Here is a 21,595-nt window from a genome sequence, read left to right on the forward strand (position 1 = left end):
GCACGCGCACGCTATGAACGCCAAACTCCTCACATCGTGGCTGAATGCCCCCGAAACACTGGGCCGCGAAGCGGGTGCACAACTCGATGCGCTGACGCGGACATTTCCGTATTTCCAAACCGCGCAGTTGCTTTACATCAAAACACTGCACAACGAAAACAGCTTCCTCTACAACAACCAGCTGAAAGCGGCCGCCGTGTATGCTTCCAACCGCAGGATGCTGTATGAACTCATTACACGCAAAGCCCCCGCACCCGCACTTACCGAAACTACACCCTTAGCCGAAACTCCGGCACCCGCCATTGCAACTGCGCCCGAACCCGAACAGGACACCGTTACCACGCCCGAACCGGCCGCCGAACAAACTTCGCCCCCGGCCCAAATGCCCGTGGCTGACGAAAATTTTCCGGCCGAAACTCCGGTACAGGAAAACGAAATCATTCATCCCGACTTCCCCAAAAAACTTTTTGCCGGAAACGATGAATGGGAAGCCGGCATGATGCGCCAGCTTCAACTCCTCCACCACTGGCGCAATCAGCCGGAAATAATTAAACCGGTTCAGCCACAGACGCCGGAAACAGCAAACACCCCGAAAGACGAAACGCCCGCCGTTACCGAAACGGCAGTAAACGAAACAACATCAGCCACCGTAAACAACGCCCCTACTGCGGCCGACGAAATAAACACACTGCTTTACGTGCTGGCCGAACCTTCGGACTGGGACGATTTGCCCGAAAGCACGGTGGAAGAGGAAATTACAGCCGAAGACAACGCCACCGAACCCGCCACCTGGCAGGTGCAGCCGGTTGATGAGGCCGACCTGACTGTAAGCGAAGTAATAATACAACCTGCTGCCGAAGTCCCGGCCGATGAGGTTGAAATACCCGTCATAACCGCCCCCGACCAGCTCGAACTTCCGGCCACACTGCCCGCCGATCCGGTAGAACAACTCATCCTTGCCGGCGCTGTGAACGCCAGTATAACGCAGGAAGTTGACGATCACTGGCCCTCGCCCGAAGAACTGCAGCCACGCAAAACAGCAGAAGCTGTTGTACCGGTGGTTTCGACAAGCTCAACCTCCGGTACAACCGAAATTCCGATTCCCGCAGCACATAGCGGCGACTCAACCACCGGCGCAACAGACAATACAACAGTGGTTTCAACCAGCACAGCCACAGAAACTACGGAAACACTTCCGGTGGCTGAGCCTGATGAAACCACCAACGAACTGAGTTTCAGCAGCTGGCTGAAAAAACTGAACAACGCGGCTCCAGCGCCCGAACCTGCAGCCGAAACAATCCAACCCACTGAGCGGGAAACAAAGTCTCCCGAAACAGTTGTTTCACCGCAAATTACTACGGCCGAAACAGAAGCAGTTGCACCAGCCCCCGATCCGGAAACCGAAAATACGCCCCCGGCTGAAGAAGTTATTCCATCCGGAAAGCAGCAGATTATCGACAAGTTTATACGCGAGGAACCGCGCATCAAGCCCAATAAAAACAAGTTCTACAACCCTGTAAACATGGCCCGCCAGAGTGTACAGGAGAGCGATGATTTCATTACCGAAACCTTAGCCAGAATTTACGTAAAACAGGGCAATTTTTCGAAGGCAATACGGGCCTATCAAAAATTGAGTTTGAAGTTTCCGGAAAAAAGCAGTTACTTTGCAGCCCTTATTGAAGAACTGAAGCGAACACCTAAATAAATCCTTTCACTGAAATGACAACTGTCATCTCCATTCTGATTCTCCTGGTGAGCCTGCTGCTCATCCTCGTTGTGCTTGTACAGAACCCCAAAGGCGGCGGACTTGCGTCCGGTTTCAGTGGCGGTAATCAGGTTATGGGCGCCCGCCGTACTACCGATTTTCTCGAAAAAGCCACCTGGGGCCTTGCCGGTTTGCTTATGCTGATGAGCATTTTATCGACCAGCCTTACGGTTTCGAATGCAGAAACGCCTGAAGAAACAGACACGAACTCAAAAACCATTGATAAAGCCGGCGAACTGGATGCAAAATCCAAGCAGCCTGCCGCTAAACCGGTAACACCTGCTCCGGCTCCCGGACAGCAGCCCCCGGCACCGGCGCCCGCTCCCGGTCAGTAATATTTACAGGATTTTACCTGTTTGATAAAAAATGTCAGGATGTCAGCCTGACATTTTTTATTTGCACACAACTGCAAAAATGGCTGAAAAGCGCATTAATAGTGCCTTTGGCACAAAATCTGACAAGAAGCGCACGAGTTGCAGCTATAGACAATGTTGCAACCCGTTGAACCAAAAAAACCATCAAATAAATAGTTTAAAAATGGCAAAAGTGAACATCAAGCCGCTGGCCGACCGTGTGGTCGTTGAAGCTGCACCTGCCGAAGAAAAAACCGCAGGAGGCATTATCATCCCGGATACCGCAAAAGAGAAGCCGCAGCGCGGCAAAGTGGTAGCTGCCGGTCCCGGCAAAAAAGATGAACCGGTTACCGTAAAAGTGGGCGATACTGTGCTCTACGGCAAATATTCCGGCACTGAAATCCAGATCGACGGTAAAGATTACCTCATCATGCGTGAATCAGACATTTTCGCTATCGTTTAATCAGGTTTTGTTTTAATCACACACATCCAAATTTATTATGGCAAAGAATATCACTTTCAATATTGAAGCACGCGACGCGCTGAAGCGCGGCGTAGATGCCCTGGCCAATGCCGTGAAAGTTACCCTCGGCCCCAAAGGCCGTAACGTGGTTATTGATAAAAAGTTTGGTTCTCCTTCAATCACCAAAGACGGTGTTTCAGTAGCCAAGGAAATTGAGCTGAAAGACCCGGTTGAAAACATGGGGGCTCAGATGGTTAAAGAAGTGGCTTCGAAAACGGCTGATGTAGCCGGCGACGGAACCACCACAGCTACCGTACTGGCTCAGGCTATTGTTAGCGCAGGTTTGAAAAACGTGGCCGCCGGAGCAAACCCGATGGACCTCAAACGCGGTATCGACAAGGCTGTGGCCGCAGTGGTGGATAACCTCAAAAAAATGTCGAAGAAAGTAGGCGACGATAACGAGAAAATCAAACAGGTTGCCTCAATCTCTGCCAACAACGACATGAACATCGGTACACTCATTGCCGATGCAATGAGCCGTGTGAAAAAAGAAGGTGTAATTACCGTAGAAGAAGCCAAAGGCACAGAAACCACCGTGGAAGTGGTAGAAGGCATGCAGTTCGACCGTGGTTACATTTCGGCCTATTTTGTAACCGATGTGGACAAAATGGAAGCAGTGCTGGATAATCCGCTTGTACTGATTTACGACAAGAAGATTTCGAGCATGAAAGAGCTTCTGCCGGTGCTTGAAAAGGCCGTACAAACCGGAAAGCCCATTTTGATTATTGCTGAAGACATTGACGGAGAGGCCCTCTCTACCCTCGTAGTAAACAAAATCCGCGGCTCACTGCGCATTGCAGCAGTAAAAGCCCCCGGTTTCGGCGATCGTCGCAAAGCCATGCTCGAAGATATTGCCATCCTTACCGGCGGCATACTCATCAGCGAAGAGCGCGGCTTCAAACTCGAAAATGCAGATCTCTCTTTCCTCGGCAAAGCAGAGAAAGTGAGCATCGATAAAGACAACACCACCATTGTGGGCGGTGCCGGTAAAAAAGCCGACATCACTGCACGCGTAAACCAGATCAAGGCACAGATCGAAAGCACCACCTCCGATTACGATCGTGAGAAGCTGCAGGAGCGTCTGGCCAAACTCGCCGGCGGTGTAGCTGTTCTTTACGTAGGTGCTGCAACCGAAGTGGAGATGAAAGAGAAGAAAGACCGCGTGGATGATGCCCTGCACGCTACACGTGCTGCGGTGGAAGAAGGCATTGTACCCGGCGGCGGTGTGGCTTACATCCGCGCGCAGGATGTGCTCGATAAACTCAAAGGCGACAACGACGACGAGACCACCGGTATTCAGATTGTTCGCCGCGCCATTGAAGAACCGCTTCGTCAGATCTGCGAAAACGCAGGTGTGGAAGGCTCAATCGTTGTGCAAAAAGTGCGCGAAGGCAAAGCCGATTTCGGTTACAACGCCCGCACCGAAACCTACGAGAAACTCTTCGAAGCCGGTGTGATTGATCCCACCAAAGTAAGCCGTGTGGCCCTTGAGAATGCCGCTTCAATTGCCGGTATGCTCCTCACCACCGAGTGCGTACTTTCTGAAATCAAAGAAGATAAGCCTATGGCTATGCCCGGCGGCGGCGGAATGGAAGGCATGATGTAATCTGCCTGAAATTTATACACGAACGGCTGCCTTATCCGGCAGCCGTTCGTTTTTATTATCGCTTCTCCGGTGCAGCCCAGAACTGGTTTTCATTGCAGGTAAACCAGAGTTCGTAGTGGCGCTTATTCTTTAGTTTTTTCGAATTATGCCCCGGCTTTAATTTGTAAAAGCCCGACGGGATAAGCTGCACGTACGACGTAGTTTTGCCTTGTACAGCTGTTTCGTAATCGTAACAACTGCTTGTGGCACACTGCAACATGTACAGATTTTTAGCCATGTAGTTGTAGAGGTAATGCTGTATATCGGTTTTCTCGCGATGGTTCCAGTTTGCGGTTTCGTTTATTTTAAGCGGAAGTCCGGCTATTAACCGGCTTCTTACTTCCTGAATGCTCAGCAAATTGTTGTTTTCATCCATCACATACGCATCGTTTGTGGGATCCATCCACAGCCACTTGCGCAGCGAAACCGAATACACGGCATTGATTACATGGCAATCGGGATCATTATTGAGGCTGTCTTTGGGCAAACACGTCACCAGCCGCGAAGCAAAACCCATGGAGAGATACATTTCATTCAACACGGTAGCCAGACCGCGGCAGTTGAGTGTACGTTTTTCGGCGCTGCAAATCTGTAATAGATCGCTGGCGTTACGTTTTGAAGGGTTACCCATGTTCCCGTTGTGGGGAACCCGGTCGTGAATCCAGTGCATGAGACTGATGATACGGGAAACCTCGTTACCGTTTCCGGCCACCGAATCAAGCTTGTAGGTGAGCCGCAATGCCGTAAGGTTTGAATCCGATGCAGGCTGATAAGTGAAAGCAGGCATGGGCATATTCTCAGAATTATTGTATGCCCCGGCATTTTTGAGCATGTAGAGATAGTCGCCAACAGCACGGACCTGCTTTACTATTACAGCGTAGCGCGGCATGCTTCTGATATTATCAAGATCTGTATCCGCTTGCATGTGGCTATAGTTTGAATATCCGTACTTCACTGACATTTCAAGAAAGTTAACAGCATCCTCTTTTTTGTTTTCGAGCGAAAGCAGGCAGGCGTAATTATAATATACGGAGGCCATCATCCACATGTATTTATTGCGCTCACTTTGCTTCAAAGCATGAAACTCCGCTTCGGTTTCCACAATCAGTTTATGGCATCCCGGCACATCTCGTTTTTCATACGCCACCATTACCAGACTATCCTGGCGATGCATAAATGTTTCGAAGTTCTTTTTACCGGGCTTGCCTGAAAACCCGAACAAGCCTGCGGCCAGCACTACAAGCGCAAAAATGAATACCGCCTGTAGAAAAATGCGTTTTTGCATAGTATTGTTTTATATACGACGAACGTACTGCCTCTTAAGTTACAGGCTACTTCCCTTCCAGATTTCTGCTAACTAACGGCCAAAGATATACCGGCAGAAAGAAAAGCATACACAGCCGGAGTTGAAAATTTAATCCGGCACCGGAACTTACCCAATGTTTGAAACGGCGTTAAAACACAGAATCGGGGCATACTGATGAAAACGGCATACCCGACAAATGGATGCACTTTCGTCGAGTAAATCTTATCTTTGTAATTCATCAAAAAAGCAAGACCATGAGCAAGATGCGCAAAATTGCATTAGGAGGAATCGGAGTTGTTGTAGTGGCATCCGTTGCATTGAAAATTGCAGGCATTCACCCCGGCATTGTGGCCGTGCATGCGTTGCCGTTTTGCATGCTGCTGCTCATTGATCTTACACACAGGCGTTCGCGCCAAAGCAGTGATCAAAAACCACAATAGCACGCCCGCCCAAACCACTGCTCCCCTCAGAAACTATATGAAATCATTTTTCCTCGGCGCTGTGCTGCTGCTTTCCTCAGCGGCATCGGCTCAGTTTGTGGCAAACCGCAGCCTCAAACGAACACCGCGCAATCAGAACGACTCTTTGCCTGCCATCTGTACATTTAACTCAAAAGGTCAGTTCTACATTGGCTTTGGTTACAATAAAGAATGGTACACAAAATCAAACATTCATGTAAAAGATGAATCGGGCGACTATGATTTTGTGCTGCACAAGATGACGGCCAAAGACCGCCCCAAATTCAACGAAATTTTCCGTGTGGCCATTTCCATTCCACAATACGGATACCGTATCGGCTACTGGCTGCCCTCTTCGCGCTTTGGTATTGAACTGAATTTCGATCACGCGAAATATGTGGTTGACGAATACCAGACCGTGAGGCTAACCGGCCGCATTGAGGACAAAATTTACGATCAGGACACCTTGGTTGATCCGATCAGGTTTTTCGACATGGAGCATACTGACGGGGCCAACTTCCTGATGCTTAATCTTATGTTTCGTAAGCCGCTTGTGCAAAAACGTTTTCTGCAAATCAGCGCAATTGCCAAAGCGGGAGGCGGTATTGTGATTCCGCGCACTGATGTTACGCTTTTCGGGCAGCGCTGGAACCATTGCTTCCACGTGGCCGGGCAGGTGGCCGGTATTGAAACCGGTTTGCGCATTGAACTAATGAAGTACTTCTGGATTGAGCCTACCATCAAAGGCGCATTTGCCAATTTCAATTCCGTGCTGGCAATAGACGATGTGCTCATCAGCCACCGCTTTGGTGCATTTATGGTACTTGGACATGCCGGTTTTCAGTTTCCGCTTGGCAAAGTGCACAAAGGCCGCTTGCCCCGCTGAAAAATACGAGTCTGTAAATACAATTTTGGACTTATTGGTCGTTAGGTAATATCGTCGGAATGAATTCGGCGATTAATTATTACATTGCCTAAAATTATCGCATGAAGATTCTGGCTATCGACCGAATATTACCCACTGCTTCGGAAGACAAAATCAGGGGAGTAGTTATACGTGAAGCATTACACGTGTGGATGCTTTATACAAAAGATATTGTGCGTGAAGTGTATTTCCGCAAAGACCGCCCCGGTACGGTGCTGGTAATGGAATGCGCCGACGCCGCAGAAGCGAAAAAACTTCTGCAGACTTTCCCGCTTGTAAAAGCCGGTGTGATTGAATTTGATGTTATTCCTGTAGGCCATTTTGTGCCCTTCGGAACCCTGATTGACCGCTCGCATTTTGAAGACCGGATTGATTAACACATCAGTTGAACAGGTAAGAAAAACAAAAAGTGGCTCATGGCCGCTTTTTTCATTTATGTATATTCGTGTTATACAAATTCAAAACCACTGTTCAATGAAAAAACTCTACGCATTCCTTCTTGCCCTTACAGCCGGGGCAACACTGCATCTTAACGCCCAGTGCACCGTGGCTATTACCAGCCTTACCGTTAATGGCTTAACGGTAAACGTAACATCAACCGGTACTGGTGTTGCCACATTCCCTACCTATGGCTGGGATTGGGGTGATACACAAATTGGTGTCGGCCAGACACAATCGCACACTTACACAGCTGCAGGCACCTATAACATCTGCGCATACTTTTTTGATTTAGCAGATACTGCAGGTTGCCAGGCCACTGCCTGCACAACCATTACACTTACAGCTGTAGGTGTGCCCGAAACAGCACAGCTGCTTACCACCATGAATGCATTCCCCAGCCCGTTTGTAAATGAGGCCAACATCAAATACACACTCTCGCAAAACAGCGATGTGGAAATTGAAGTATTCGACATTACCGGTAAGCGTGTAGCCACACTGCAAAACGGCGCCATGACCGCAGGCACCCACAACGTGGTTTGGGAGGCTACAGAAGTAAACGCAGGTGTTTATTTTATTCGTCTCAAGGCCGGTGATGCAATTATTACCCGCCGCATTATTAAACAGTAAGTATTTAATTTACAAAGAACGCCGCCCGGAATTCGGGCGGCGTTCTTTGTTTTAATCCGATGTACTATCTCATTCAATAGAGGGAATAAAGAAGTAAATCGGATGTTTTTCCTTTTCTCAGCGCATACAAATTCTGTATCTCATTCATTCACTCATTTCCATACATTTTACCATAAAAAACACCTCCGGAAAATACCGGAGGTGTTTTTTATAGAGCAGGAAAAATTACTGCTTCACGAATTTGGTGGTGTACACCTGACCGTTTTCAGTAACCTGTACAAAGTACACTCCCGCTTCGAAATTTTCGAGGTTGTACACATTGTTTACACCTACATTCTGGCTGGCCGAAACTACCTGACCAAGTGCATTGATGATCTGAATTTGCATGGGTGCATTGTTGGTGCGGTTCACCTGAATGTTTACCATGTTGTTAGCAGGATTGGGATACACACCAACCATTGAAGTCTGGTTGGGATCATTACCAATGCTGTTGATGCCAGCAATATCATAAGAGAAAAGCAGGTTGGCAGCGCCCTGAGTTACACCCACAAGTGCAAGCGGCGAAGCGTTTACATATACCCCACCAGCGAGGTCGCCGGGAGTACCCATGTCGGCAGTAACGTCATGCAGTACAGTTTGTGCACCGCTGGCAATGTTTACCTGAATGAGGTCAGCGAGGTCAGTTCCGCTTACACCGGTTTGGTGGAAAGCCCACAGGTAAGGACCGCCGGGCGAAGTGCCGTCGAATGCAAGACCGTATGTAGCTGTGAGACCATGCGATGAAGCAGGTACTGATGAAAGTACTGTACCGGTCATGCTAACCAGTGTAAAGTCGGTTGTCCAGGTACCCACCCAGAAGCCACCCTGACCGCTGTTTGCAGTAGGATCGTAAGTGCAGTAGCGAATGTTGGGTACTGTGGGCACGCTGATGGTTGAAGCAAGTGTTTGTGTGGCGGGGTCAATTTTGTAAATATTGGAGTTGTTAGCTCCGGCATATACAAAAGAACCGTCTGTAGTGAGTGAGCGAACACCGGTTACACCGGGTACGGTGAAGCTACCGGTAACTGTGCCGGTTGCAGAAACAACCCACATGGTATCGGAAGCCCAGCGAGACACCCAGAAGTTAAGGCCAACCGGAGTTACACCGGCATTACCTGTACCAGCACCAGCAGCTGTAATGTCGTAGCTGAAAAGTATCTGCCAGGGGGTCTGAACGGTGGGAGGAGGATTGTTGTTACCTGTAGCCGGAGAAGTTTCGGCAGAAGGAACAGAAGGTGTTTGTGCAGCAAGTGTACCGAAAGCAAGCACAGCACCTGCAAGGAGGGTAAAGGTTTTAGTCATGAGATTAGTTTGGTTAAGACGGATTAAATTTAGTGAAAAAAACTCTTCGCCATAAAAACACCCATCATATACTATATTTCCAAGCACCCGAACAAACTATACGTTCCGGCTCCTCCCTTAGCTTTTCACTGCTAACTATTCAGCCAGCACGCATTCACACCGGCATTAGATCTTGTATCGTTTATGAGTTCATGAAATAGGCGAATCGATAAAAAAAACGTCCGGCCACACACGCCGGACGTTTTCACACACAAACACAAGCAAGGTGTTTCACACACTTATACCTTGCTCAGTAAATCCTTCACAAGGGAAGAAATCATTTTACCATCTGCTTTTCCGGCGAGTTGTTTTGTGGCAACGCCCATTACCTTACCCATATCGGCGGGTGATGCGGCTCCGGTTTGCGCAATGATGGTGTTGAGAATTTCGCGTACTTCGTCTTCACTCATTTGTTTTGGCAAATAAGCTTCGATGATGCCGGCCTGAAAGTTTTCTACCTCTGCCAGTTCGGGGCGGTTTTGCGTAATGTATATTTCGGCGGTTTCGCGGCGCTTCTTTACTTCTTTCTGCAGCGCCTTGATGGCCGATTCTTCGGTTAATCCTTCGGGCGATGTTTTGAGCAGGAGCAATACCGACTTGATCGCCCTGATGGCTTCGAGCCGGGGCTGGTCTTTGGCCAGCATTGCCGCTTTCATATCGGCCTGAATTTGTTCTTCGAGTTGCATTTTAGTTTGTATTGTCTCAACGATTAATCCACGTTGTCGTGGAGAAAAGAGTTGTTGGGACGGATTTCAATTTTCTTGTCTTCGGTTTCGGTGAGAGTAAAGCGCGACACCTGCGATTCTGACGAATGAGCCACATTGTCGAGCTGAATGTTGCGGCGTTTGTAGGCCGGTTCGTTTTCCAGTTCGTTGAGCCCCTGCGATGTTTTGAGTTTCAGGCTGAGTTCTTTCAGTTTCTGAATACGTTCCTGAGCTTTACGCATCTGTTCTTCGGCCTCTACTTTTTTCACTTCGGGCTGGGCCACTACTTTAAGTTCGGGCTCGGGCATTTTTTCGGCCACAGGCTCGGGAGTGGTGTTTTGCGCGGGTGTTTCGGCAAAGAGGTCGTTGACCGGAGTTTCCACTACAGCTTCGGCGTTTGTAATTTCGAAGGTGATGGATTGCTGCGGCTGTGCGGGCTCGGCCACGTAACGCTGTTGAATTTCTTCGGCCTTGGGCTCTTCTTTTTTCACCAGAAAAGGCTCAAGCGGATTGGCAGTTTCGGCTTTGGGCTCGGTATTCGCCACAGGTTGCTGCAGCACGGGTGTTTCGGTAGCGAGATTGAGCACCACTTTAGACGCCTCAGGCTTTTTCGAATATTCGTAAGCAACCGGATTTGATGAATTGAAACCGGTGGCAATGATGGTTACGTTTACCGATTCGCCAAGCGTTTCATCCACGCCGTAACCTTTAATGATTTCGGCGGTTTGTCCGGCTGCTTCCTGGATGTAGTCGGTAATTTCGCCGAGTTCATCCATAGTGATTTCCGTAGCGCCGGAAATGATATTGAGCAGCACGTAGCGTGCGCCGGTAATGTTGTTATCGTTAAGCAGCGGCGAGCTGAGGGCCATTTCTACGGCACGTGTGGCGCGGTTTTCGCCCGATGCGTTTGCCGAACCCATAATAGCCACACCGCTGTTGCGCATTACCGTGCATACGTCGGCAAAGTCAACGTTAATCTGCTGGGTGAGGCTGATGATTTCGGCAATGCTTTTTGCAGCTGTCGAAAGTACATCGTCGGCGTGCGAGAAGGCATCGCTGAGTTTCAGGTTGCCATACATCTCACGCAGTTTATCGTTGCACACCACAAGCAGTGTATCCACATTCTGCTTGAGTTGTTCGAGACCGTCTTCGGCCTGCTGGCGGCGTTTTTTACCTTCAAAGGCAAACGGCACGGTAACAATAGCCACGGTAAGAATACCGAGCTCACGCGCAATGCCTGCAATGATAGGAGCCGCACCGGTTCCTGTTCCGCCACCCATACCTGCGGTGATGAAACACATTTTGGTGTTGTTGGCAAGCAGGTTGCGGATGTCTTCGATGTTTTCGATAGCGGCATTGCGGCCTACTTCAGGCATCGAGCCGGCACCGCGACCTTCGGTAAGCGCAGCACCGAGTACAATTTTATTCGGAACAGGGCTCATGTCGAGCGCCTGCTTATCGGTATTACATACTACAAAGTCAACACCACGAATGCCCTGACGGTACATGTGGTTTACGGCGTTGCTTCCGCCGCCGCCTACGCCAATTACTTTAATAATAGAAGACTGTTCGGGAAGATCAAATTTCATAGCTTCTGTGTGTTGTGTGTGTGTGGTGTCTGTCACAATTTCTTGTTCGGAAACTGCTGCAGGTGATATTTCCAGGGGTAATGAGGCTGCCGGATCAACGGCAGGTGCGGACGAAACAGGTGTAATTTCTTCCGCCAGCTCAGCTTCGGCTGCAGGCTCGATGCTAACCTGTGCCATGAGGTCTGTTTCGTTTGTGAATTGTGATGTAGTTTCTGCGGGTGTTTCGGTAATTATCTTTACTAACAATTCATCAGTTACCGGATTTGCATCGGTAACAAACTCCGTTGCAGCCGCTGTTTCGTAATTCTCATTAAACGATTCAACAGTTTCTGAAACGGTTTCAAACGCGGCATCAGCAGGCGATTCCACATTTTCGGCTACAGCAAAATTTTCGGCAGCACTGCCCTGCTCTGCGGCAAGAATTCCATCCCAGTTCATATCAGGCTCCTCGGCATAAGCTTCGGTGCTGGTAATGTCCCATGAAAAAACACTGCCTTCATTTTCAGACACAGGCACGTTCTGATCAGCCACAGCAGCAGGTTGCGAAGCATCGGCTGCCGACTGCTCCTGTGCGCTTTCGTTCAGGAATTGCTCCTGCTCGTCGTCGAAGGTGTCGAATATGCTGTAGTTGTCCATTTTGCGTTCGTATAGAAAATTGTGGAAAATTAGTTCTACTCTATTTTCGCTTTGCAAAAGGTTACACCAACTTACTAACCGGCAATTGTTCATTTCCACGGTTAGTATTCTTTCTCATTCAATCCATCACTCCTTTTCACTCACATCAAATCACAAAAAAAGCGGACTACAATCAGTCCGCTTTTCATACCTAAGCTATAAAATACGGTAAACAGAGGCGTTCAGGCTTGCATTTAACCGTTTGATTCTTCTTCAAACCATTGTTTCCCTTTGGTAAAAATCTGATCAAACCAATTGCCTTTTGTTTTCTTAGAATGTGTGCTCACTTTCGGTTTTTCTTCTTCTTTATTGGTTTGCAGTGGCTCATCGCTGAATCCGCGCATTACGAGCCCTACGCCGGTGGCATACATGGGGCTTGTAATCTCTTCGGAGCTGTTGGCGAGGTGTTCGTTGGGATACCCCACGCGTGTATCCATCCCGGTTACAAACTCGATGAGCTGTGTGATGTGTTTAAGCTGCGAGCCGCCGCCTGTGACCACAATACCGGCAATGAGTTTTTTCTCGAAACCCGAATTTCGGATTTCGTAATACACGTGTTCCACAATTTCTTCCATACGTGCCTGAATGATGTGCGCAAGGTTTTTTACCGAAATTTCCTTGTGCGGACGGCCACGCAAGCCGGGAATTGACACAATTTCGTTTTCCTGATTTTCGCTGGCCAGCGCCGAACCGAATTTTACCTTCAGAAGTTCAGCCTGCGTTTTAATTATGCTGCAACCTTCCTTGATGTCTTCGGTAATAATGTTGCCACCAAAAGGGATTACAGCCGTGTGGCGGATAATTCCATCGTGGAAAATGGCCACATCCGTTGTACCGCCGCCAATATCCACAAGCACTACGCCGGCTTCTTTCTCTTCATCGCTCAGGACAGCATCGGCCGAGGCAAGCGGTTCGAGTGTGAGATCAGCAACTTCGAGCCCGGCTTTATTTACACACTTGTAAATGTTTTTTGCCGCAGCAACCTGTCCGGTTATGATATGGAAATTGGCTTCGAGACGTGTGCCTGCCATACCAATGGGGTTCTTGATACCTACTTCAGCATCGATGATATATTCCTGCGGAAGTACGTGAATAATTTCTTCGCCGGGCGACATTACAAGCCGGTACATATCGTCGATTAATTCGTCGATATCTTTCTGGCTGATTTCATCGTCGATGCTGCGGCGTGTTTTCATGCCGCGATGTTGCAGGCTTTTAATATGCTGCCCGGCGATACCCACATTTACGACTTTAATATCCACGCCCGATTTGTTGCTGGCTTCGGCCACGGCTTCCTTAATCGAACGCACGGTTTCGTCGATGTTAAGCACCACACCACGTGCCACGCCCAGCGACTCTGCCTTACCCATACCGAGAATTTCTATTTTCCCGTGATTGGTGCGGCGCCCTACGAGCACGGCAATTTTGGTGGTTCCGATATCAAGGCCTACAACAATTTCAGATTCCATTGGCTATGGTCTTTTTAGTGCAAACAATTTGGTGATCGTACTGGAGATCGATTACTGTGTATTTGTCCCACGCACCGGTGTGCCGTAATCCTTCGGTATAAAACACGCGCAGCTTGGCAAACTTTTCGTCAAGCCGGGCAATATTCCCCAAAACAATGCGGTGGGATCCCACACGCGGAACGAGCTCAAAGTTACGATCCTCACGAATGTAAACCTGAGCAATTTGTGAACGTAGTAACGTATCGTTGTCAATAACCCGGCAAAGATGCCAGATATCATCGGTAATGATGGGCGAACGCAGGGCCGAATCGGCCGAAATTACCATAAGGTTGCGCTCAAACAAACGGCCGTAGGTTTCGGTAATGTGGCCGGTAACAGGTGTCACAGCTGCAGTGTATTCTGCCATCCACGGCATCACCATGCCATGATCGTCAATGTAGTACGATTCGTTTGCTTTGGTAATGATGCGTGCAATAGGTCGGCGTTGCTGAATTACAATATTCACTTCGCAGTCAACACCCATAAATGCTTCGGCACTTTGCACGGCAGGCAGTGAGTTGAGCCAGTGTTCGAGCGCCGGAATACTGATTTCGGAAACGGGTTTGCCTACGGGCACATCGCCTTTTTCGGCCAGCAGTCGCTGCACATCATCGTTGGTGATGAACAACTGATCGGCTGCGCGGGGCTGTCGGTTAATGGTGATGTTTATTTTTTCGCACACACGGGCGTTGTGACGTTTCAGTGCAAAGCCAGTTCCTGCCACCGCAATTACGGCCAGCAATGCCCAGAGTGTAATGCTGAGAATGCGTTTCATGGCCTGGCGGAATTATAGGTTTTATGTAATGCGTTTTCGATGGGCTGCACAAGCTGATCGATATCGCCGGCTCCAAGTGTGAGCACTACGCCGCATGACGTGTTTACAGCAGCATCAATTGCATCGGCTTTTCCAGCCACGCGTACTTTGCTGCCTGCAAGGTTTGCCAATGCCGCCGAAGTAATTCCGGCAATCGGTTTTTCGCGTGCCGGATAAATATCAAGCAGCAACGCTTCATCGAGTGTAGCCAGCACATCGGCAAATTCCTGCATGAAATCGCGCGTGCGGCTGAAAAGATGTGGCTGAAAGATGCCCATAATTTTCTGCTGCGGAAAAAGTTCGCGCGCGGAAGAAATGGCCGCAGCCAGCTCGGCCGGATGATGGCCGTAATCGTCGATATACACTTTCTGCTCGGAACGGAAGCGGTATTCAAACCGGCGGCCCACACCTTTAAACGAAGCAAGACCGAGACGCACACCATCTTCACCGGCTCCGGCAGCAATTGCCAGCGCCGCTGCCGCCACAGCATTCTCTACATTATGTCGTCCGGGCAAACCCAATGTAAGCTCTTCCCATTGCTTCCCATGATGATTAAGCGTAAACACATAGTATCCGTTTTCGATGCGGATATCGGATGCGTAATAATTGCATGTGGTATTGCCGAGCGAATAAGTAGCTACACCAGACAAATCCCGGATGCCCAGCTTTTCAACTACCTCGGGCTTGGTTACCAGTAATCCTCCGGGCTGAATCTGCGAAGCAAATTTCCGGTAAGTGGCAAACATCTCTTCCGTGTTGCCGTAAATATCAAGATGATCGGCATCAACCGAAGTGATCACCGCATAAGCCGGATGCAACCATAAAAACGAGCGGTCGTACTCATCGGCTTCTGCCACCACTACATTGTCAAACGCACTTGCACCGGCTTTGCCCAGCGTGCTGCCCAGCAAAAGATTTGTGCCGTAGTTGCCCGAAATTCCGCCAAGAAAAGCCGAACAGTCAATTCCGGCGCTGCGCATGAGATGGGCGGTAAGCGTGGTAGTGGTGGTTTTTCCGTGCGTACCCGCAATGGCAAACGTGCGTGTAGCTTCGGCGATGAGGCCAAGTACCTGTGCGCGTTTCATCATTACATACTGCTGCTCACGAAACCATTGCATCTCGGCATGATCGGCGGGAACGGCAGGCGTGTACACAACTACCGTTGTTTCTTTTGCGCCTGCATGCTTAAGCTCAAGCGGAATACGCTGTACCGATTCCTCGTAGTACACATCAATCCCTTCCTGCTGCAACATGCGGGTAAGCGCTGTTTCTGTTTTATCGTAGCCGCTCACACGTTTGCCCATCGCTTTAAAAAAACGGGCAAGCGCACTCATCCCGATACCACCGATACCGAGGAAATGAATATGTGTGCAGGCATTCAGGTTCATGACTTGCGGCGGTTAACGAGCGACATTACTTCGGAAGCGATACGTTGTGCAGCATCGGGTATAGCCAATGCGGCAATATTTACGGTAAACTGATGGCGACGCTCATCATCATTCACCAGTTTTATAAGTTCAGTGATTAAGTGCGTCTGGGCGTCGGCATCTTTTATAAGTAGTCCGGCACCTTTGTTTACAAGCGCCATTGCATTTTTGGTTTGGTGATCTTCGGCCACAAAGGGAGAAGGCACAAACACAACAGGTTTATTTACAATGGCAAGCTCGGAAATAGAACTTGCTCCGGCGCGGGATACAACTACATCGGCAGCTGCATAGGCATAATCCATTTCGCGGATGAATGCGTGCGGAAGAATATTGCCGTTGAATTTTGCAGCAAGCTCTTTTGCTTTTGGCGCCCAGGCTTCACCCGTTTGCCAGAGCAGTTGTATGCCGGCTTCACTCAAACGCTGCAAACCCGCACCAATGGCTTCATTCACAGTACGCGCACCGAGACTTCCGCCAATTACCAGCACTACCGGGCGCTCGCCATCAAGCTTGAACATTTCGAGCGCACGTGTCCGTTTGCCATCGAGTTTTAAAATATCCTGACGAACCGGGTTGCCCGTTACAAGGAGTTTTTCTTTCGGAAAAAATCGCTCCATGTGATCATATGCCACACAGATCCGATCCACACTTGAAGCAAGAATTTTACTTGTGATACCCGGGTACGAATTGCCTTCGTGTATAAGCGTAGGCACACCTGCACGCGCAGCCACACGCAACATTGGGCCGCTGGCGTAACCACCGGTGCCAATAACCGCATCAGGCTTAAAGCTGCGCAGTATGCGGCGAGCGCGCAAAATACTGCTGACTACTTTGAAGGGAAACGAAAGATTTTCGAGAGTAAAGCGGCGCTGCAAACCGCTTATCCAGAGACCTTCAATCTTGTAACCGGCAGCAGGTACTTTTTCCATTTCCATACGCCCCTTTGCACCTACAAACAAAAACTCGGCATCGGGGTACATCACTTTTAATGCATTGGCAATGGCAATAGCGGGAAAAATATGTCCGCCGGTTCCACCTCCACTGAGAATAAATTTAAGCGGTGGCAAGCTCACCTCCTTTCTCAGTTTCATCGGGCTGGGCATCTTCTCCCGTTTCAGTTTCGCGGCTTACGCTGAGAATTACCCCCACGGCAATGCTCGAAAAAAGGAGTGAGGTTCCGCCCATACTCAGAAATGGCAATGGCTGGCCGGTAACCGGGAAAAGATTAACGGCTACTGCCATATTTATCAGTCCCTGAAACACCAGCTGAAACGATAGTCCGAAAGCCAGCAAGGCACCAAATGTTTTTTTGCTTTTTGAAGCCACTTTTATTCCCCTGAACAGAAGAATAAGATACAAAAGCACAATGCCCACACCGCCAATCACAGAACCGTATTCTTCAATTACAATGGCATAGATAAAATCAGAATACGGATGTGGCAGAAAATTTCGTTGTGTACTGTTGCCAGCTCCTTTACCAGTAACACCACCGGTGGCAATAGCTATTTTAGCCTGATTCGACTGAAAGTTTTTATCGTCGTTGGCGGCTTCGTTTCCGGTGACGAAATTTACAATTCGATTTTTCCATGTTTCCAAACGTGGCAGTGCTTTAGGGAACGCAGCTCCAAGAAGGATAAGCAACGCAAAACCAGCTGCTGCAATACCGGCCACTTTACCAATATGTTTAAGCGACACGCCGCCGATAAACATGAGTATGCAAGAGGTAGTAAACAGCAACGCCGATGTGGAAAAGTTGGCCGGAAGAATAAGCAGGCAAACGATTGCCACAGGCGCCATAATTTTAATGAGTACTTTTTTGAAATCCTTGAGCTCGTTCTGATTCTGCGAAAGCACACGCCCCAGATACATGATAAGTGCCAGTTTGGCAAAGTCTGATGTTTGAAACGTAAGACCGGTGCCGGGAATGGCAATCCAGCGATCGGCATTATTCAGGTTGGTACCGCCGGCCAGTGTGTAAAGCAGTAGCGGTAGTGAGAGAATCAGCAGAATTTGCGAGATGCGTGAGAAATAAGTGTAACGAATGCGATGCGTGAAATACATGAGTATCATGCCCAGCAAAATAATTTTGCCATGCTTAAACAGATAATATTCCGTATCACCTTCATGATGCTTGTAGGCAAGCGTTACAATTGAACTGTACACAGCCAGCAGCGAAAGCAATGAAAGCAATACGACGATCATCCAGATCACCTTATCGCCTTTGAAATAACTGAACAGATTCATTTTTACTGCCTGCTGTGTAAGTGTGATTAACTAAACTTTACCTGAACGGTATCCCGGAAACGGTTGCCACGATTTTTATAATTATCAAACGGATCGTAGCTGGGGCATCCGGGTGCGAAAAGCACTGTTTTTACATCGCCACGTGCAAGAATGGCGGCGTTATCCACAGCATCTTTCAAATCGGCAGCCTGAATAACCATGGGTACTGCATCGGCAAATGCCTTGAAATATTTCCATGGTGTAGAGCCGAGGCAAATCACGGCACTTACTTTTTCAGCGGCAAGCGAAGTAAGTTTATCGTGATCTTCAGCACGGTCAATTCCGCCCATTATCAATACCACATTGCCCGGCACATCGCGCAGCGCCATCCATACCAGATCAACACTCGTAGCCATTGAGTGGTTAATCCAGTTTACGCCCTGATGTTCGGTTATTACTTCGAGGTGATGGGCGTTGTCGCCCTGCGCTTTCATGCGCATGCGGAGCATTTCCTCGTGCAGCGTAATATCCTGCGGTTTGATTTTATTTTCGTGAGTTGCCATTTGCACGGAAACAGTTAAAGATTAGAGTGCGCGCACCGCAGCTTTAAACTGGCGGCCACGGTCTTCGTAGTTCTCAAACAGATCGAAGCTGGCGCAGGCGGGCGAAAGAAGTACGGTATCGCCTTTTCCGGCCAAACGATACGAAAGCGCCACAGCTTCCTGCGCCGAACCGGCCTCCACAATGTTTTCCACCCGGCCCTGAAATGCCGCAAGAATTTTACTGTTGTCAGTTCCGAGACACACAATGGCTTTCACCTTTGCCTGTACCAGTTCAAACAACGCACTGTAATCGTTACCCTTATCCACACCGCCAACAATCCACACCACCGGCGTATTCATGCTTTCGAGTGCATACCACGTAGAGTTTACATTGGTCGCTTTCGAATCATTGATAAAGTCGATATTGTTGATGCGCGATACAAATTCGAGTCGGTGTTCAACACTCTGAAAGTCGGAAAGGCTTTCACGGATGGCTTCTTTACGAACTTCCAGCAGGCGGGATGCGATTCCGCCGGCCATCGAGTTGTAAACGTTGTGCTTGCCTTGCAACGCGAGTTCTTCGATGGTCATAGTAAATTGGTTTTTATGGATGTTAAAAATGATTTCATTGTGGTGTAACCAGGCTCCCTCCTGCTCTAACTGCTGTTTGATACTGAAGGGATATTTTTTTGCATTGATCGGATACTTGTGTATTTCATTCAGTGTCACTTCATCGTCGGCACAATACACAAAAGCATCTTCGGGTCGCTGATTCTGCGCTATGCGGAACTTTGCGGCGGCATATTTTTCAAGCTGGTATTCGTATCGGTCGAGATGATCAGGGGTAATATTGAGCAGCACGGCGATGTCGGCACGGAAGTCGTACATATCATCCAACTGAAAGCTGCTCAGTTCAAGCACATACACCTCATGCCCGCCCTCATACACGAGCTTGGCGAAACTGTGTCCTACGTTTCCACCCAATGCCGCATTCACACCGGCCTTGGTGAGAATATGATGCGTAAGTGTGGATGTGGTAGTTTTACCATTGCTTCCTGTAATACAAACCGTTTTCGCATTCGTGTAACGACCGGCAAACTCGATTTCCGAAATCACCGGAATACCATTTGCACGGAGCTGCTTCACCAGCGGCACGGTTCCGGGAATGCCCGGACTCTTAATTACCTCATCGGCATTAAGTACCTGATTTTCGGTGTGTTGTTTCTCTTCCCAGCGAATATCATGTTGTGAAAGAACGTCCTTGTATTTCTGGCTTATCGGCCCTTTGTCGGAAACAAATACGTCATACCCCTTCTGTTGTGCCAGAAGAGCAGCGCCTGTTCCGCTTTCGCCTGCGCCAAGTATGACCATTCGTTTCATCAAAACTTTTATTTAATTATTTTATTTATTTAGCGAAGCTTAAGTGTGGCAATGGCAACAATACCAAGCAGTAATCCCACAATCCAGAACCGCGTAACAATCTTTGATTCGTGAAACCCTTTTTTCTGGTAATGATGGTGCAGCGGCGACATGAGGAACAAGCGGTTAGCCTTCGCATAATCGAGTCCGTATTTGCGCTTGCGGTATTTAAACACCGCCACCTGAAGCACCACTGAAAGATTTTCTACCAGAAAAATTCCGCACACAATCGGAATCAGCATCTCTTTGCGAATGGCTATGGCAAACGTGGCAATGATGCCACCCAAGGCCAGACTTCCGGTATCGCCCATAAACACCTGCGCCGGATAGGCATTGTACCAGAGGAAACCAATGCAGGCTCCCACAAATGCACCTATGAAGATTACAAGTTCACCGGTGTCGGGGATGTACATAATGTTGAGGTAATCGGCAAAAATGGTGTTACCCGATACGTAAGCCAGAATCCCCAACACAACTCCGATAATGGCCGAAGTTCCAGCTGCAAGCCCGTCTATACCATCCGTTACGTTAGCACCGTTTGACACTGCAGTAATAATGAATATCACAATAAGCACAAACAATATCCAGCCGTACTGCCGGGCGGCATCACCAAACACACCCAGAATATCGTTGTAATCAAACTCATTGTTTTTTACAAAAGGAATAGTGGTAGTGAGTGATTTGGTTTCGGTTTTCGAATATTCGGGGAAACCAAGATCGGCGCATCCATCATCAAGCTTTCCGGGATCGCTGGTAAGCGAAAGCATTTGCTTGTTGTCTGTCGAAATTTTTTCGCGCACCACAACAGCATCACTGAAGTAAAGCGTAAGCCCAACAATAAGTCCGAGACCAATCTGTCCCATTACCTTGAACTTGCCGTGCAATCCTTTTTTATCTTTTTTGAATACCTTGATATAATCATCAATAAAACCAATTGCACCCAACCAGATTGTGGTAATGAGCATGAGAATGATATACACATTACTAAGTTTGGCAAACAGCAGTGTAGGAATCACAATAGCCGAAAGAATAATGAGTCCGCCCATTGTGGGAGTCCCTTGTTTTTCGTTCTGTCCCTGCAAACCGAGATCGCGAATAATTTCGCCCACCTGCTTTTTCTGCAGCAAACGAATAAGCCGTTTACCGAAAAGCACAGTAATAATAAGCGAGGTTATCACTGACATGGCCGCACGGAACGAGATGTATTTGAATACACCCGCACCCGGAAAATCAAAACCCTGGTTCAACCAGTCGAAGAGATAGTACAGCAT

At 48.7% G+C, this 21,595-nt stretch carries 20 protein-coding genes; 8 read left to right on the plus strand and 12 right to left on the minus strand.

Features of this window, described 5'->3' with window-relative positions; genetic code table 11:
• Window positions 1-13 precede the first annotated feature (13 nt).
• The 4 genes from IM638_05905 to groL all read left to right on the plus strand — a co-directional run bounded on the left by IM638_05905 (window position 14) and on the right by groL (window position 4,247).
• Entirely contained in the window at window positions 14-1,705 is a 1,692-nt protein-coding gene (locus IM638_05905; GenBank protein ID MCA6362551.1) for a hypothetical protein, read from the plus strand.
• 14 nt (window positions 1,706-1,719) lie between these two features.
• Entirely contained in the window at window positions 1,720-2,100 is a 381-nt protein-coding gene (secG, locus tag IM638_05910) for a preprotein translocase subunit SecG (protein MCA6362552.1), read from the plus strand.
• Window positions 2,101-2,302: 202 nt separating this feature from the next.
• Window positions 2,303-2,581, plus strand: a complete 279-nt coding sequence (locus IM638_05915; protein MCA6362553.1) for a co-chaperone GroES — start codon at window positions 2,303-2,305, stop codon at window positions 2,579-2,581.
• Between the two features lie 37 nt (window positions 2,582-2,618).
• Window positions 2,619-4,247: a chaperonin GroEL gene (groL, locus tag IM638_05920; protein ID MCA6362554.1), complete on the plus strand. Its 1,629-nt coding sequence runs from the start codon at window positions 2,619-2,621 to the stop codon at window positions 4,245-4,247.
• Between the two features lie 55 nt (window positions 4,248-4,302).
• On the opposite strand, the gene IM638_05925 is transcribed toward groL, so the two are convergent.
• A complete protein-coding gene (locus IM638_05925) occupies window positions 4,303-5,571 on the minus strand; it encodes a transglutaminase domain-containing protein (protein ID MCA6362555.1) in 1,269 nt (422 codons plus the stop codon).
• 275 nt (window positions 5,572-5,846) lie between these two features.
• Between IM638_05925 and IM638_05930 the strand changes: the two genes are divergently transcribed.
• The 4 genes from IM638_05930 to IM638_05945 all read left to right on the plus strand — a co-directional run bounded on the left by IM638_05930 (window position 5,847) and on the right by IM638_05945 (window position 8,043).
• Window positions 5,847-6,032 carry a hypothetical protein gene (locus IM638_05930; protein ID MCA6362556.1) on the plus strand — a complete coding sequence of 62 codons (186 nt, stop codon included), beginning with the start codon at window positions 5,847-5,849 and terminating at the stop codon, window positions 6,030-6,032.
• Window positions 6,033-6,069: 37 nt separating this feature from the next.
• Window positions 6,070-6,936: a hypothetical protein gene (locus IM638_05935; GenBank protein ID MCA6362557.1), complete on the plus strand. Its 867-nt coding sequence runs from the start codon at window positions 6,070-6,072 to the stop codon at window positions 6,934-6,936.
• A 101-nt stretch (window positions 6,937-7,037) separates the two neighbouring features.
• Window positions 7,038-7,352, plus strand: a complete 315-nt coding sequence (locus IM638_05940) for a superoxide dismutase (protein MCA6362558.1) — start codon at window positions 7,038-7,040, stop codon at window positions 7,350-7,352.
• A gap of 97 nt (window positions 7,353-7,449) precedes the next feature.
• Window positions 7,450-8,043 carry a T9SS type A sorting domain-containing protein gene (locus tag IM638_05945; protein ID MCA6362559.1) on the plus strand — a complete coding sequence of 198 codons (594 nt, stop codon included), beginning with the start codon at window positions 7,450-7,452 and terminating at the stop codon, window positions 8,041-8,043.
• Between the two features lie 225 nt (window positions 8,044-8,268).
• On the opposite strand, the gene IM638_05950 is transcribed toward IM638_05945, so the two are convergent.
• The 11 genes from IM638_05950 to IM638_06000 form a co-directional block, all read right to left on the minus strand.
• On the minus strand, window positions 8,269-9,384 hold the full coding sequence (locus tag IM638_05950) for a T9SS type A sorting domain-containing protein (protein ID MCA6362560.1): 1,116 nt from the start codon (window positions 9,382-9,384) through the stop codon (window positions 8,269-8,271).
• Between the two features lie 278 nt (window positions 9,385-9,662).
• Window positions 9,663-10,109: a GatB/YqeY domain-containing protein gene (locus tag IM638_05955; GenBank protein MCA6362561.1), complete on the minus strand. Its 447-nt coding sequence runs from the start codon at window positions 10,107-10,109 to the stop codon at window positions 9,663-9,665.
• A 23-nt stretch (window positions 10,110-10,132) separates the two neighbouring features.
• On the minus strand, window positions 10,133-11,716 hold the full coding sequence (gene ftsZ, locus IM638_05960) for a cell division protein FtsZ (protein ID MCA6362562.1): 1,584 nt from the start codon (window positions 11,714-11,716) through the stop codon (window positions 10,133-10,135).
• An 869-nt stretch (window positions 11,717-12,585) separates the two neighbouring features.
• Entirely contained in the window at window positions 12,586-13,860 is a 1,275-nt protein-coding gene (gene ftsA, locus IM638_05965; GenBank protein ID MCA6362563.1) for a cell division protein FtsA, read from the minus strand.
• The gene (locus tag IM638_05970) at window positions 13,850-14,674 is read right to left on the minus strand and encodes a hypothetical protein (protein ID MCA6362564.1); all 825 of its coding nucleotides are present in this window, start codon (window positions 14,672-14,674) and stop codon (window positions 13,850-13,852) included. Before IM638_05970 ends, ftsA begins: the two co-directional genes overlap by 11 nt.
• Window positions 14,671-16,101 (minus strand): UDP-N-acetylmuramate--L-alanine ligase, encoded by a 1,431-nt coding sequence (locus IM638_05975; protein ID MCA6362565.1) that lies wholly within the window; start codon window positions 16,099-16,101, stop codon window positions 14,671-14,673. The genes IM638_05970 and IM638_05975 overlap by 4 nt, the downstream gene beginning before the upstream one ends.
• The gene (gene murG, locus IM638_05980) at window positions 16,098-17,231 is read right to left on the minus strand and encodes an undecaprenyldiphospho-muramoylpentapeptide beta-N-acetylglucosaminyltransferase (GenBank protein MCA6362566.1); all 1,134 of its coding nucleotides are present in this window, start codon (window positions 17,229-17,231) and stop codon (window positions 16,098-16,100) included. The genes IM638_05975 and murG overlap by 4 nt, the downstream gene beginning before the upstream one ends.
• A complete protein-coding gene (locus IM638_05985; protein MCA6362567.1) occupies window positions 17,194-18,384 on the minus strand; it encodes an FtsW/RodA/SpoVE family cell cycle protein in 1,191 nt (396 codons plus the stop codon). Before IM638_05985 ends, murG begins: the two co-directional genes overlap by 38 nt.
• Before the next feature lie 26 nt (window positions 18,385-18,410).
• A complete protein-coding gene (locus IM638_05990; GenBank protein MCA6362568.1) occupies window positions 18,411-18,926 on the minus strand; it encodes a hypothetical protein in 516 nt (171 codons plus the stop codon).
• Window positions 18,927-18,947: 21 nt separating this feature from the next.
• Window positions 18,948-20,285: a UDP-N-acetylmuramoyl-L-alanine--D-glutamate ligase gene (murD, locus tag IM638_05995; protein MCA6362569.1), complete on the minus strand. Its 1,338-nt coding sequence runs from the start codon at window positions 20,283-20,285 to the stop codon at window positions 18,948-18,950.
• Between the two features lie 29 nt (window positions 20,286-20,314).
• Window positions 20,315-21,595, minus strand: a complete 1,281-nt coding sequence (locus IM638_06000) for a phospho-N-acetylmuramoyl-pentapeptide-transferase (protein ID MCA6362570.1) — start codon at window positions 21,593-21,595, stop codon at window positions 20,315-20,317.

The sequence above is a fragment of the Bacteroidota bacterium genome (assembly GCA_020402865.1).
Classification (GTDB): Bacteria; Bacteroidota; Bacteroidia; order Palsa-965; family Palsa-965.